The organism is Bacillus sp. MAG717A (genome assembly GCF_036884855.1).
Lineage (GTDB): Bacteria > Bacillota > Bacilli > Bacillales > Bacillaceae > Bacillus > Bacillus safensis.
This window is the reverse complement of sequence record NZ_CP145733.1, coordinates 3,591,338-3,604,810: the sequence shown is the minus strand read 5'-3', so window position 1 is coordinate 3,604,810 and position 13,473 is coordinate 3,591,338. Positions and strand designations below refer to the sequence as shown.

General features: G+C 42.9%; 16 protein-coding genes. 15 read left to right on the top strand and 1 reads right to left on the bottom strand.

Annotation, left to right across the window (positions count from 1 at the left end; all coding sequences use genetic code 11):
* The first annotated feature begins 9 nt into the window (after nucleotides 1-9).
* The 4 genes from rsgA to spoVM all read left to right on the top strand — a co-directional run bounded on the left by rsgA (nucleotide 10) and on the right by spoVM (nucleotide 2,417).
* On the top strand, nucleotides 10-906 hold the full coding sequence (gene rsgA, locus V6Z54_RS18640; protein ID WP_039178462.1) for a ribosome small subunit-dependent GTPase A: 897 nt from the start codon (nucleotides 10-12) through the stop codon (nucleotides 904-906).
* A 3-nt stretch (nucleotides 907-909) separates the two neighbouring features.
* Nucleotides 910-1,560, top strand: a complete 651-nt coding sequence (rpe, locus tag V6Z54_RS18635; RefSeq protein ID WP_041084879.1) for a ribulose-phosphate 3-epimerase — start codon at nucleotides 910-912, stop codon at nucleotides 1,558-1,560.
* 60 nt (nucleotides 1,561-1,620) lie between these two features.
* Nucleotides 1,621-2,265, top strand: a complete 645-nt coding sequence (locus tag V6Z54_RS18630) for a thiamine diphosphokinase (protein ID WP_041084878.1) — start codon at nucleotides 1,621-1,623, stop codon at nucleotides 2,263-2,265.
* Between the two features lie 71 nt (nucleotides 2,266-2,336).
* Nucleotides 2,337-2,417 (top strand): stage V sporulation protein SpoVM, encoded by an 81-nt coding sequence (gene spoVM / locus V6Z54_RS18625; protein ID WP_008354550.1) that lies wholly within the window; start codon nucleotides 2,337-2,339, stop codon nucleotides 2,415-2,417.
* 69 nt (nucleotides 2,418-2,486) lie between these two features.
* Here spoVM and rpmB read toward each other — a convergent pair whose 3' ends face one another.
* Nucleotides 2,487-2,675 (bottom strand): 50S ribosomal protein L28, encoded by a 189-nt coding sequence (rpmB, locus tag V6Z54_RS18620; RefSeq protein WP_003212514.1) that lies wholly within the window; start codon nucleotides 2,673-2,675, stop codon nucleotides 2,487-2,489.
* Between the two features lie 271 nt (nucleotides 2,676-2,946).
* On the opposite strand from rpmB, the gene V6Z54_RS18615 reads away from it, so the two are divergent.
* The 11 genes from V6Z54_RS18615 (at nucleotide 2,947) to rnc (ending at nucleotide 13,394) form a co-directional block, all read left to right on the top strand.
* Nucleotides 2,947-3,309 carry an Asp23/Gls24 family envelope stress response protein gene (locus tag V6Z54_RS18615; RefSeq protein WP_008344871.1) on the top strand — a complete coding sequence of 121 codons (363 nt, stop codon included), beginning with the start codon at nucleotides 2,947-2,949 and terminating at the stop codon, nucleotides 3,307-3,309.
* A 15-nt stretch (nucleotides 3,310-3,324) separates the two neighbouring features.
* Nucleotides 3,325-4,998, top strand: coding sequence for a DAK2 domain-containing protein (locus tag V6Z54_RS18610; RefSeq protein WP_075611381.1), 1,674 nt, complete (start codon nucleotides 3,325-3,327; stop codon nucleotides 4,996-4,998).
* 148 nt (nucleotides 4,999-5,146) lie between these two features.
* Nucleotides 5,147-5,809 carry an L-serine ammonia-lyase, iron-sulfur-dependent subunit beta gene (gene sdaAB / locus V6Z54_RS18605; protein WP_041084875.1) on the top strand — a complete coding sequence of 221 codons (663 nt, stop codon included), beginning with the start codon at nucleotides 5,147-5,149 and terminating at the stop codon, nucleotides 5,807-5,809.
* A gap of 20 nt (nucleotides 5,810-5,829) precedes the next feature.
* Nucleotides 5,830-6,732 (top strand): L-serine ammonia-lyase, iron-sulfur-dependent, subunit alpha, encoded by a 903-nt coding sequence (sdaAA, locus tag V6Z54_RS18600; RefSeq protein ID WP_024424200.1) that lies wholly within the window; start codon nucleotides 5,830-5,832, stop codon nucleotides 6,730-6,732.
* Nucleotides 6,710-8,758 (top strand): ATP-dependent DNA helicase RecG, encoded by a 2,049-nt coding sequence (gene recG, locus V6Z54_RS18595; protein ID WP_041084874.1) that lies wholly within the window; start codon nucleotides 6,710-6,712, stop codon nucleotides 8,756-8,758. Before sdaAA ends, recG begins: the two co-directional genes overlap by 23 nt.
* Nucleotides 8,759-8,870: 112 nt before the next feature.
* On the top strand, nucleotides 8,871-9,437 hold the full coding sequence (fapR, locus tag V6Z54_RS18590; protein WP_024424199.1) for a transcription factor FapR: 567 nt from the start codon (nucleotides 8,871-8,873) through the stop codon (nucleotides 9,435-9,437).
* Between the two features lie 15 nt (nucleotides 9,438-9,452).
* Entirely contained in the window at nucleotides 9,453-10,451 is a 999-nt protein-coding gene (gene plsX, locus V6Z54_RS18585) for a phosphate acyltransferase PlsX (RefSeq protein ID WP_034281756.1), read from the top strand.
* A gap of 15 nt (nucleotides 10,452-10,466) precedes the next feature.
* A complete protein-coding gene (fabD, locus tag V6Z54_RS18580) occupies nucleotides 10,467-11,411 on the top strand; it encodes an ACP S-malonyltransferase (RefSeq protein ID WP_041084873.1) in 945 nt (314 codons plus the stop codon).
* Nucleotides 11,411-12,154 (top strand): 3-oxoacyl-[acyl-carrier-protein] reductase, encoded by a 744-nt coding sequence (fabG, locus tag V6Z54_RS18575; RefSeq protein WP_039178486.1) that lies wholly within the window; start codon nucleotides 11,411-11,413, stop codon nucleotides 12,152-12,154. Before fabD ends, fabG begins: the two co-directional genes overlap by 1 nt.
* Before the next feature lie 81 nt (nucleotides 12,155-12,235).
* A complete protein-coding gene (acpP, locus tag V6Z54_RS18570; protein WP_008344853.1) occupies nucleotides 12,236-12,469 on the top strand; it encodes an acyl carrier protein in 234 nt (77 codons plus the stop codon).
* A gap of 181 nt (nucleotides 12,470-12,650) precedes the next feature.
* A complete protein-coding gene (gene rnc / locus V6Z54_RS18565; RefSeq protein WP_008344850.1) occupies nucleotides 12,651-13,394 on the top strand; it encodes a ribonuclease III in 744 nt (247 codons plus the stop codon).
* Nucleotides 13,395-13,473 lie beyond the last annotated feature (79 nt).

Genomic DNA, 13,473 nt, shown 5'->3' with positions numbered 1-13,473 from the left:
AGGGACTTTATGCCTGAGGGCAAAATTATTAAAGCATTAAGCGGATTTTATTATGTGCTCGATGAGTCTTTAGAAACTGGAAAAGTGATTCAGTGCAGAGCGAGAGGCATTTTTCGGAAAAACAAAATCACACCTCTTGTTGGAGATTATGTCGTGTATCAAGCAGACAACGATAAAGAAGGCTACTTATTAGAAGTAAAAGAGCGGACAAACGAACTTGTTCGTCCGCCTATTAGTAACGTCGATCAAGCGGTGCTCGTTTTCTCTGCGACAGAACCAACCTTTAGCACATCGCTTTTAGACAGATTTCTAGTGCTTGTAGAAGCAAATGATATTGAGCCGATTATCTGTATCACAAAAGTGGACTTATTGAAAACAGATGAAGAGCGTGAAAGTATCCAAGGCTATGCAGAGGACTATCGGCAAATTGGATATGATGTTCATTTAACATCCACGATCGAGGGAGACGGAATTGAAAAGCTGACCCCGCATTTTCACAATAAGATCACTGTATTTGCTGGTCAGTCTGGTGTAGGCAAGTCCTCTCTTTTAAATGCGATGAGTCCTGATCTGGCGCTGAAAACCAATGATATTTCCTCCCATCTTGGAAGAGGGAAACATACGACAAGACATGTCGAACTCATTCGTACAGCAGAAGGGCTTATTGCAGATACACCTGGCTTTAGCTCACTCGAATTTACCGGCATCGAAGCGGAAGATTTAGGTCTTTACTTTTTAGAAATCAAAGAGCGGAGTGCAGATTGTAAGTTTAGAGGCTGCCTGCACGTGAAAGAGCCAGGCTGTGCGGTAAAAGATGCGGTCGAACAAGAGCAAATCAGAGAGTATCGCTATCAGCATTATTTAGAGTTTTTAACTGAAATCAAAGACAGAAAGCCGAGGTACTAAATCATGGTTTATATTGCCCCTTCCATTTTATCAGCAGATTTCTCCAATTTGGAGAAAGATATCCGAGATGTGGAACAAGGCGGAGCGGATTACATTCATATCGATGTGATGGACGGCCATTTTGTACCGAATATCACATTTGGGCCGAATGTTGTGGAAGCAATCAGACCGCATACAAAGTTGCCGCTCGATGTTCACTTAATGATTGAGCAGCCAGACCGGTATATTCCTGCATTCGCCAAAGCAGGTGCTGACATTATTTCTGTCCATGTAGAGGCTTGTCCGCACTTGCACCGAACGATACAGCACATAAAAGAACAAGGTGTAAAAGCAGGTGTTGTCTTGAACCCACACACACCTGTTTCCCACATTGAGCATGTATTAGAAGATGTAGACCTTGTCTTATTCATGACGGTGAATCCTGGTTTTGGCGGTCAGGCGTTTATTCCATCTGTCCTCACGAAGGTAAAAGAAGTGAAGACCCTTAGTGAACAAAAGGGCTTGTCAGATTTACTCATAGAAATAGACGGCGGTGTCAATGTAGAGACTGCAAAGAGCTGTAAAGAGGCGGGCGCTAACTTACTTGTGGCCGGCTCAGCGGTATACGGTAAAGACAACCGTGCAGCAGCCATTCAGGCCATTCGAGAAGCGTAAAAAAAGGAACCAAAGTCATTGTGATCTTTGGTTCTTTTTACATGGAAAGGAGCGTATATCATGCACATACATATCGTAGCCGGCGGTCCTTTTGAATACATTCCTCCCCTTGAACATGAAGCATCACAGGATGATATTCTCTGGGTTGGTGTAGACCGGGGAACCCTCTTTTTACTAGAGCACGGCATCATGCCTGCCAAGGCTTTTGGTGATTTTGACAGTGTGACAGAAGAAGAGCTTTGTGAGCTGAAAAAGAAATTGCCTGCCCTGAATGTATTTCAGGCTGAAAAGGATGAAACCGATTTAGAGCTTGCGCTGAACTGGGCCATGCGCCAGCACCCAGCGCATATTTACATCTACGGCATTACAGGAGGAAGGGCTGATCATTTTCTAGGAAATATTCACCTTCTATATCAAGGCATTCAGCGCAAGCAGAACATGACTCTTGTAGATAAACAAAATATCATTCAAATGTTTGGGCCTGGTACATACGAAATAAAAGAAGACCCGGATAAAAAATATGTGTCGTTTCTGCCCTTTGGTACATCGGTTGAAAAGCTGACATTAAAAGGTTTCAAATATCCTCTGAAAAATTGTCATATTGAGCCTGGTTCCACACTATGTATTAGTAACGAACTCATCCACTCAAATGGTACTTTTTCTTTTCATGAAGGCATATTAATAATGGTAAGAAGCAAAGATTGACCAACCTATCAATGTGGATGGCTGATTAAGCTCAATTGTGCTGCAAGCGGTACTTTTAGGAGGGGGACAAAATGAAATTTTATACAATCAAACTGCCTAGATTTCTTGGGGGCATTGTCCGTGCGATGCTTGGTTCATTTAAAAAAGATTAATGAGTAATCTCCTTTATTTCCACATAAAAACGCCTGCTACAGTTTATTGTAGCAGGCGTTTACTCTTGCTTATACACGCTCAACTTTACCAGATTTCAAAGCTCGAGCTGATACATATACTCTTTTAGGCTTACCGTCCACTAGAATACGAACTTTTTGAAGGTTCGCGCCCCATGTACGTTTTGTAGAGTTCATTGCGTGAGAACGGTTGTTCCCAGCTTTTGTTTTTCTGCCTGTAATAACGCATTTACGTGCCATTTGTTTCCCTCCTAACTGCGAAAACATCATCATATTCTTCATATACGTACTTAGAGATGCCTCAAGATACTTTAATAATTTACCACAGCTTCAAGGGGTTTGCAAGGATTGTTTACTCCTCTTTCAAGAAAAATACCTTGACATCTTGATAAAAAATCAAGGCTATAGTATAAGTAGGATTGGGTCGGATTGAATGATTTCTTTTAAAAAGAAGGGTCTTATAGTAAAATAGTGATAACTCAGGGCAATTTCTCAAAAAGGGGGAACCAATGTGTCCATTGAACTTAGAACGAAATACGGACAAATTGATATATCAAATGAAGTCATTGCAATGGTGGCAGGAGGCGCTGCGATCGATTGCTATGGTATTGTTGGCATGGCGTCCAAAAATCAAATCAAGGACGGCTTGACGGATATTCTCCGCAAAGAGAACTTCAGCCGGGGTGTTCTTGTGCGTCAAAAAGAAGACCGCATTCATATTGATATGTACATCATCGTCAGCTACGGTACAAAAATATCAGAAGTCGCACATAATGTTCAAACGAAAGTCAAATACACGATTCATCACACAATTGGACTTTCTGTTGACTCGGTCAACATTTATGTACAAGGAGTAAAAGTTACGAACCCGTAGTAAGGAGGAAATATATTGTCTATTAGAAATCTTGATGGCCGCTCATTTGCAAAAATGATTCTTGCAGGTGCTCACCATCTTTCTCAAAACGCACAAATTGTGGATGCGTTAAATGTTTTTCCAGTGCCAGACGGAGACACGGGGACAAATATGAATTTGTCGATGACTTCAGGGGCCAAAGCAGTTGAAGAAACAAATACCGATCATATTGGGAAGGTCGGCGTGGCTCTCTCGAAAGGGCTATTGATGGGCGCAAGAGGAAACTCAGGCGTGATCCTGTCACAGCTCTTTAGAGGTTTCAGTAAACATATTGAGCAAAAAGAAACGATTGATGCAAAAGAATTTGCTCTTGCCTTACAGGCGGGTGTTGATACAGCATATAAAGCCGTAATGAAACCGATTGAAGGGACCATCTTAACGGTTGCAAAGGATGCAGCAAAGAAAGCGGTTGCTGTGTCAGCAGCAGAGGATCAAATTGACCGCGTTCTAGAGTTAACGATTGAGGAAGCAAGAGCATCACTTGATCGAACGCCAGATCTGCTTCCTGTCTTAAAAGAAGTGGGCGTTGTCGATAGTGGGGGTAAAGGACTTCTATGCGTATATGAAGGTTTCCTTGCTTCATTAAGAGGAGAAGAGCTTCCTCCTAAAGCGGCTTCTTTACCGACGCTAAAAGAGCTTGTCAGTGCAGAGCATCATAAAAGTGCACAAAGCCATATGAACACAGAAGATATCGAATTTGGCTACTGTACTGAATTTATGGTGAAATTTGAAGAAGACAAACAGTCCTTTGATGAGAATGCCTTCAGAGAAGACTTAAGTGAATTCGGAGATTCACTTCTTGTGGTGTCTGACGATACACTTGCGAAAGTTCATATTCATGCAGAGCAGCCAGGAGATGTCTTATCATATGCACAGCGCTACGGTAGCTTGATTAATATGAAAATTGAAAACATGAGAGAGCAGCATAGTTCAATCGTGAACGAAGAAAGAGAAAACGCGCCTACTGCACCAAAAGCACCTGCTGCTGAAAAACAGCGCTTTGGCGTCGTCAGTGTCGCAATGGGAGAAGGAATTGCTGAATTGTTCAAAAGCATCGGAGCTTCCGTCGTCATTGAAGGCGGGCAGACGATGAATCCGAGCACAGAAGACATTGTCACAGCAATAGAAAGCGTACATGCCGAAACCGTCTTTATTTTACCTAATAATTCTAATATTGTCATGGCAGCTAAACAGGCGGCAACTGTCTCAAGTCGTGAGGTCGTTGTCATTCCGACGAAGACCGTTCCTCAAGGAATGTCGGCACTTCTTTCTCTCAATGAAGCAGCTTCAAATGAAGATAACGAAAGAGCGATGCTAGAAGCGATTGACCATGTGAAAAGCGGGCAAATTACCTTTGCAGTGAGAGATACTCAAATTGATGGAATCGACATTGCAAAAGGTGACTATATGGGTCTGTTCAACGGGAAAATCACCTTAACAGCGAAAAATCAATTAGATGCAGCAAAAGAACTTCTCGCCAAAATGGTGACAGAAGATGATGAGATTGTCACAATCATTAAAGGGGAAGATGCCTCATCTGATGAGCTGGATGCGTTACAAGCCTTTATTGAAGAAACATTTGAAGATGTAGAAGTTGAAGTCCACGATGGAAAACAGCCGCTTTATTCATATATTTTGGCGGTTGAATAACGAAAGAAGGGCAAATAAAGCCCTTCTTCTTCTTTTGCAATTTTTTACTAGCCATTCCACGGTGAAATGAGTTGCGGGAAACGAATGAATCCATTAGTCTAAAGAAAGAACCAAACCATACGTGAGTGGTGATGAGAGGGGAAGACCTATGAAATTTAGAAGTGTGTTTGATATTATTGGACCTGTCATGATTGGGCCATCAAGTTCGCACACAGCGGGTGCGGCTCGTATCGGGAGAGTAGCTCGCAGCTTATTTGGAAGAGAGCCGAAACGAATTGTCATTTCATTTTATGGTTCCTTTAAAGATACGTATAAAGGACACGGTACAGATGTCGCCATTATCGGCGGTGTTCTTGACTTTGATACATTTGATGAGCGAATCAAAACAGCGATCGATATTGCTAAAAGCAAAGAGATCGATATTGAATTTAAAGAAGAAGAGGCAGTGCCGGCGCATCCAAATACAGCAAAAGTAGAGATTTCAGATGCGAACGGAAGCCTTGAATTAATCGGGATTTCCATCGGCGGAGGTAAAATTGAAATCACAGAATTAAATGGCTTTGAGCTCAGGCTTTCAGGGAATCATCCTGCCATTCTTGTGGTTCATAACGATCGCTACGGGACGATTGCGGCAGTTGCCAATGTCTTAGCGAAATTCGCCATTAACATCGGTCATATGGAAGTGGCGCGTAAAGATGTCGGGCAAGAGGCACTGATGACGATTGAAGTGGATCAAAATATTGACCCAGCTGTCCTATCAGAGCTTGAAACACTGCCAAACATTATTCAAGTCACACAAATTGCAGAGTAACAACAAGGAGGTTATGAATGATGTTTAAAAACGTCAAAGAACTCGTGCAGCTAACAGAAGAACGGAATACCTCCATTTCAGAAATTATGATTGTGCAAGAAATGGAAGTGACAGGGAAGTCACGTGAAGAAATTTTCTCCCAGATGTACCGCAACTTAGAAGTGATGGAGCAGGCTGTTGAAAACGGGCTGAAAGGTGTGAAATCATTATCAGGCTTAACAGGCGGAGATGCAGTCAAACTTCAAGCCTATATCGCATCAGGCAAAACGCTGTCTGGTCATACGATATTAGATGCTGTCAGTAAAGCAGTTGCAACAAATGAAGTCAATGCCGCAATGGGAACCATTTGTGCAACGCCTACAGCAGGTTCAGCAGGAGTTGTACCCGGTACGTTATTTGCAGTAAAAGAAACATTAAAGCCAACAAAGGAACAAATGGTCAGATTCCTATTTACTTCTGGCGCATTTGGTTTTGTTGTGGCGAATAATGCCAGCATTTCCGGTGCAGCAGGCGGCTGTCAGGCAGAGGTAGGTTCTGCATCAGGTATGGCAGCAGCAGCTATAGTTGAAATGGCAGGCGGTACACCGCAGCAATCTGCAGAAGCGATGGCAATTACACTCAAAAACATGCTTGGACTTGTTTGCGATCCAGTAGCGGGACTTGTCGAAGTGCCGTGCGTGAAACGAAATGCAATGGGTGCATCTAACGCTATGATCGCAGCAGACATGGCTCTTGCTGGCATCACAAGCCGCATTCCTTGTGATGAAGTCATTGATGCGATGTACAAAATCGGTCAAACGATGCCAACAGCTCTTCGTGAAACAGCCCAAGGCGGTCTCGCTGCGACACCGACAGCAAGAGAGCTTGAAAAGAAGATTTTCGGAGGTGTGACCTCATCTCGTGATACAGAAACTGCAAGATAATGTCTCTGTCCTGAAGGGGATTGGAGAGGAAACCGAAAAAACACTCAATGAACTTGGAATCTACACAGTAGCCGATTTACTCGGCTACTTTCCTTATCGATATGACGACTATGAGCTTCGTAACTTAGAAGAAGTAAGGCATGACGAACGAGTCACAGTTGAAGGGAAAGTACATAGTGAGCCCGTTCTCACCTATTATGGAAAAAAACGAAGCAGGCTGACATTCAGGCTGCTTGTCGGGCGTTTTCTCATTACAGCGATTTGTTTCAATCGCCCATATTTAAAACGAAGCCTTGTGTTAGGTGATACAGTTTCCGTCACAGGAAAATGGGATAAAAACCGTCAATCTATCATGGTGCAGGAATTTAAAAAAGGGACGCACGAGCAAGATGGCAGCATAGAGCCCGTTTATTCAGTAAAAGAAAATGTGACCGTGAAAATGATGAGACGCTTTGTGAAACAAGCCTTGTCACTTTATGCAGACAAAGCTGAAGATCCATTGCCAAAGCAGCTTGTCTCTGCCTATAAACTCATGTCCTATCAAGAAGCATTAAAAACCATTCATCTCCCAGAAACAAGAGACTCACTCAAGCAAGCAAGACGACGTTTTGTGTACGAGGAATTTCTCATCTTTCAGCTGAAGATGCAGGCGATTAGAAAGAAAGAGCGAGAGAGAACGTCAGGCATCCAGCATCCTTTTTCCAAAGAAGCTGTTTTTGAGTTTGTTCACAGCCTGCCATTTCCATTGACGAAGGCACAATCAAGAGTGCTTGATGAAATCATGTCGGACATGGCGTCTCCATATCGAATGAACCGGCTGCTCCAAGGAGATGTAGGTTCTGGGAAAACAGCTGTTGCAGCCATTGCGCTTTATGCCGCTCATTTATCAGGTTTTCAAGGTGCATTAATGGTCCCAACAGAAATTTTGGCAGAACAGCATGCTGATTCGCTTTACCAGCTGTTTGAAAAATGGGGACTGAATATCGCCCTTTTGACAAGCTCTGTGAAAGGAAAGCGCCGTAGAGAATTGCTTGAACGTCTAAAAGAAGGCGAGATTGACATTTTAGTCGGCACGCACGCACTCATTCAAGACGAAGTCGAATTTCAGCAGCTTGGTCTTGTCATCACAGATGAACAGCACCGGTTTGGCGTAGAGCAGCGGAAAAAACTGCGAAGTAAAGGTCAGGACCCAGATGTCTTGTTTATGACTGCCACACCTATTCCGCGAACACTTGCGATCACTGTTTTTGGAGAAATGGACGTATCCGTCATTGATGAATTGCCAGCTGGCAGAAAACAAATCGAAACGTATTGGGTGAAGCATGACATGCTTGAGAGAATTCTTGCTTTTGTGGATAAAGAGCTGAGAAAAGGCAGACAGGCATATATTATTTGTCCGCTCATTGAAGAATCAGACAAGCTGGACGTCCAAAATGCGCTTGATGTCCATAGCATGCTGACTGAAGCATACCGCGGTAAGTGGTCGATTGGCTTAATGCATGGGAAACTGGCAAGTGATGAAAAAGATCAAGTAATGAGAGCCTTTACCGCAAATGAAGTGCAAATTCTTGTTTCAACCACAGTCGTTGAAGTCGGGGTCAACGTACCGAATGCAACCATCATGGTCATTTATGATGCAGACCGTTTTGGACTGTCTCAGCTTCATCAGCTTAGAGGCCGGGTCGGCCGAGGAGAGCATCAATCATTTTGTATTTTAATGGCTGATCCAAAGTCAGAAACGGGGAAAGAGCGGATGCGGATCATGTCCGAAACAACCGATGGCTTTGAGCTGTCTGAAAAGGACTTAGAACTAAGAGGACCCGGCGACTTCTTCGGTAAAAAACAAAGCGGGATGCCTGAATTTAAGGTAGCAGATATGGTTCACGACTATAGAGCATTGGAAACGGCTAGAAAAGACGCAGCTGACCTTGTCCAATCTGACGTCTTTTGGACTGATCCCGAATACAAAGAACTCCGGCAAACACTGATAGACAGCGGTGTGCTAGGCGGGGATAAATTAAGCTGATCAAACGCTGGAGGAATTTTCTTGTCTTTTTGAAACAAGGATTGATTTCTCATCTATGAGATTATATACTACTATTAGTACCTAGTCATAAATGTACGGATGGTGTCTGCATATGAAACTAAATAAAAAAGAACGTCAAAAGCTCCTCCAGCAAACGATCAGCTCGACTCCATTCATTACTGATGAAGAATTGGCAAGTAAATTCGGTGTCAGCATACAAACGGTTCGTCTTGATCGTTTAGAGCTGTCGATCCCTGAATTACGCGAAAGAATTAAGCATGTGGCCGAAAAGACATTAGAGGATGAAGTAAAGTCACTTCCACTGGATGAAGTGATTGGAGAAATGATTGATGTAGAACTTGATGACCAAGCCATTTCCATTTTAGAAGTGAGAAAAGAGCATGTATTCAGCCGAAACCAAATTGCCAGGGGACATCATCTCTTCGCCCAGGCAAATTCACTGGCAGTTGCCGTCATTGACGATGAACTGGCTTTGACAGCAAAAGCGAATATCAGGTTTACAAGGCAGGTGAAACAAGGCGAAAGAGTTGTCTCTAAAGCCAAAGTAGCCTCACATGATAAAGAAAAAGGAAGAACCGTAGTTGAAGTAAACAGCTATGTTGGTGAGGAAGTTGTCTTCTCAGGTGACTTCGTCATGTATCGCTCAAAACAAAAGTAAAAGGTGGCACGTAATATGAGAATTGCAGTCGATGCAATGGGGGGAGATCATGCCCCTAAAGCCATTATTGACGGTGTGCAAAAAAGCTTAACGGCATTTTCAGATATCGAGATTACACTTGTCGGCGATGAAAACAAAATTAAACCATACATAACAAACAACGACCGCATCACGATTTTAGATGCAAAAGAAGTCATTGAACCGACGGATGAACCAGTGCGTGCAGTCAGACGTAAAAAGGATTCATCCATGGTCAAAATGGCGCAGGAAGTCTCCGAGGGACGAGCAGATGCCTGCATCTCAGCAGGAAATACCGGCGCCCTCATGACAGCTGGGCTGTTCATCGTAGGCAGAATTGACGGTATTGACAGACCAGCCCTTGCCCCAACTTTGCCAACACTGGATGGTAGCGGCTTCTTATTACTAGATGTTGGTGCCAACGTTGATGCAAAACCAGAACATCTCGTGCAATATGCCATGATGGGATCCATCTACGCAGAGCGTGTCTTTCCAAAGAGCAATCCGCGTGTTGGACTGTTAAATGTAGGAACAGAAGATAAAAAAGGCAACGATTTAACGAAAAAAACCTTTGAATTATTAAAAGCATCAGACTTGAATTTCGTAGGAAATGTAGAGTCCCGTGACTTATTAGAAGGTGTTGCTGACGTTGTTGTCACAGATGGTTTCACAGGAAATATCGCGCTTAAAACGATTGAAGGCACAGCCCTTTCTGTCTTTAAAATGCTGAAAGAAACATTAACATCTAGTTTTACAGCAAAAATAGCAGCAGGCATGATGAAGCCGAAATTGATGCAGATGAAATCTAAAATGGATTACTCTGAATATGGCGGTGCTGCTTTATTTGGTTTAAAGGCACCTGTTATTAAAGCGCACGGCTCCTCTGATGAAAATGCCATTTTCCATGCAATTCGTCAGGCACGTGATATCGTAGAAAAAGACGTTTCAGCTATCATTCATCAAGAAGTCCAAAAAGAAACGACGAATGAGTCTTAATGGAGGTAAAGCAGCATGACTAAAATTGCATTTTTATTCCCTGGCCAAGGCTCTCAAAAAATTGGCATGGGAAAAGATTTATTTGACCAAGAAGCAGTATCTAAAGCTGTATTTGAAGAAGCAGACAATACCCTCGGGTTTGATTTATCTTCTATGATTTTTGAAGGGGATGCAGAAGAACTGACGCTCACTTATAACGCGCAGCCAGCTCTTTTAACAACAAGTATCGCCATCCTAAAGAAATTTGAAGAGAGCGGAATCAAAGCAGATTATGCAGCAGGACACAGTCTTGGCGAATACACTGCCCTCGTTGCAGCAGGCGCACTTTCGTTTAAAGATGCTGTTTATGCAGTCAGAAAGCGCGGAGAATTAATGAATGAAGCTGTTCCAGCAGGAGAAGGCGCCATGGCAGCGATTCTCGGCTTAGACAAAGCGGCACTTGTAGAAGTGACAAAAGAAGTGACAGAAAGCGGTCACCTTGTAGAGCTCGCTAACTTAAACTGTCCTGGTCAAATCGTCATCTCTGGTACAGCAAAAGGGGTAGAACTTGCTTCAGAAAAAGCGAAAGAAAAAGGCGCAAAACGTGCAATTGCCCTTGAAGTGAGCGGACCTTTCCATTCTGCATTAATGAAACCAGCCGCTGAAAAATTTACAGATGTTTTGTCAAAGCTGGATATTAAGGATGCGAAAACTCCGGTCATCTCAAATGTAACAGCAGACATCGTGACATCTCGTGATGACATTGAGACAAAGCTCATTGAACAACTGTATTCTCCAGTTCGTTTTGAAGAAAGTGTGGAGCGCCTTATTGATTTAGGCGTCACAACATTTATTGAAATTGGTCCTGGCAAAGTGCTTTCAGGTCTTGTGAAAAAAGTGAATCGCCGCCTGACGACGATTTCCGTTTCAGATCAAGAAACAATTGAAGCAGCTATTCAAACACTCAAGGGGGATTCTTGATGCTTACAAATAAAACAGCCGTTGTAACAGGAGCATCACGCGGGATTGGCCGTTCCATCGCGATCGATCTAGCAAAAAGTGGTGCAAATGTTGTCGTGAACTATTCTGGAAACGAAGCAAAAGCAAATGAAGTCGTAGATGAAATCAAAGCACTCGGCCAGCAGGCATTTGCAGTTAAAGCTGATGTCTCAAATGCTGAAGAAGTACAAGCTATGATGAAACAAGCGATTGATACCTTTGGTTCAATTGACATTCTTGTGAATAATGCAGGCATCACAAAGGACAACCTGCTTATGAGAATGAAAGAGAATGAATGGGATGATGTCATTAACATAAACTTAAAGGGTGTCTTTAACTGTACAAAAGCCGTGACACGTCAAATGATGAAGCAAAGAAGCGGAAGAATCATCAATTTGGCTTCAGTCGTTGGTGTATGTGGAAACCCTGGACAAGCAAACTATGTTGCAGCAAAAGCTGGCGTCATCGGATTAACGAAAACAACAGCAAAAGAGCTGGCAACTCGTCACATTACAGTTAATGCAGTAGCACCAGGCTTTATTTCAACAGATATGACAGACAAGCTTGATGACAATGTACAGACGGAAATGCTCAAACAAATCCCGCTCGCACGCTTTGGTGCACCTGAAGATATTAGCAACGTCGTTGTCTTTTTAGCTTCAGAAGGAGCAGGTTATATTACAGGCCAAACCATCCAAGTAGATGGCGGAATGGTCATGTCCTAAGAAATATCAAAATTTCATTAGGTTTTCTCTAGTTTTTTAAAAACGAATCAACTATAATACTTTGAGGGGAGGTGAAAGGCAATGGCAGACGTATTAGAGCGTGTATCAAAAATTATTGTAGACCGCCTTGGCGTTGATGAGGCTGACGTGAAAATGGAAGCTTCATTTAAAGAAGATTTAGGCGCTGATTCCCTTGATGTAGTTGAGCTAGTTATGGAACTTGAAGATGAGTTCGATATGGAAATTTCTGACGAAGATGCTGAAAAAATTGCAACAGTCGGTGACGCTGTGAACTACATAAATAACCAGCAATAAGCGTAACAAAGTCCCGTCTACTTTCGACGGGACTTTGAAAATTTATGTTAGTTTCAACACATTCAGCTGATCAATTGTCAGCCTTTTTCAGATGCTGGGAGCAATGTTTCCCTGCATGTAGAAAGAGAGACTCCATATAATCAGTATCCTTAAAGGCGATTACGCCTACCTGGAGGTTGCTATGCCAAAACAATATAAAGACAAACAGAAACAGAGCAAAAAACTAGAACAATTTAGAGAATTCCAGCAGCGCATTTCTGTACACTTTAAAAACGAAAAGCTTCTATATCAAGCTTTTACCCATTCCTCTTATGTGAATGAACACCGGAAAAAGCCATACGAGGACAATGAAAGACTTGAATTTTTAGGAGATGCTGTTTTAGAATTGACCATCTCTCAATTCTTATTTGCGAAATATCCAGCGATGAGCGAGGGAGATTTAACGAAACTGAGAGCGGCGATCGTCTGTGAACCGTCACTTGTATCACTAGCGCATGAGTTGTCCTTCGGTGACCTTGTTCTTTTAGGAAAAGGCGAAGAAATGACAGGCGGCAGAAAACGCCCAGCACTCTTAGCGGACGTATTCGAGGCGTTTATCGGCGCACTTTATTTAGATCAGGGGCTGGAGCCGGTTGAACGGTTCCTAGAAGCGTACGTTTATCCGAAAATTAATGATGGAGCGTTCTCGCACGTCATGGACTTTAAAAGCCAGCTGCAAGAATTTGTCCAGCGCGATGGAAAAGGTGTGCTTGAATACCGCATCCTGCATGAAAAAGGGCCCGCACATAACCGGGAATTTGAAGCAAATGTATCCCTTCGAGGTGAAGTGCTCGGAATCGGAAATGGACGCTCTAAAAAAGAAGCAGAACAGCACGCTGCACAGGAAGCACTTGCTAAATTGCAGAAACATCATATGAACCAATAAAATCCCCCTCGTTATTCAGGGGGATTTCACTCTGTTTTCCATCATCTTTTTACACTTCATATGGTAAGATGATAGTACT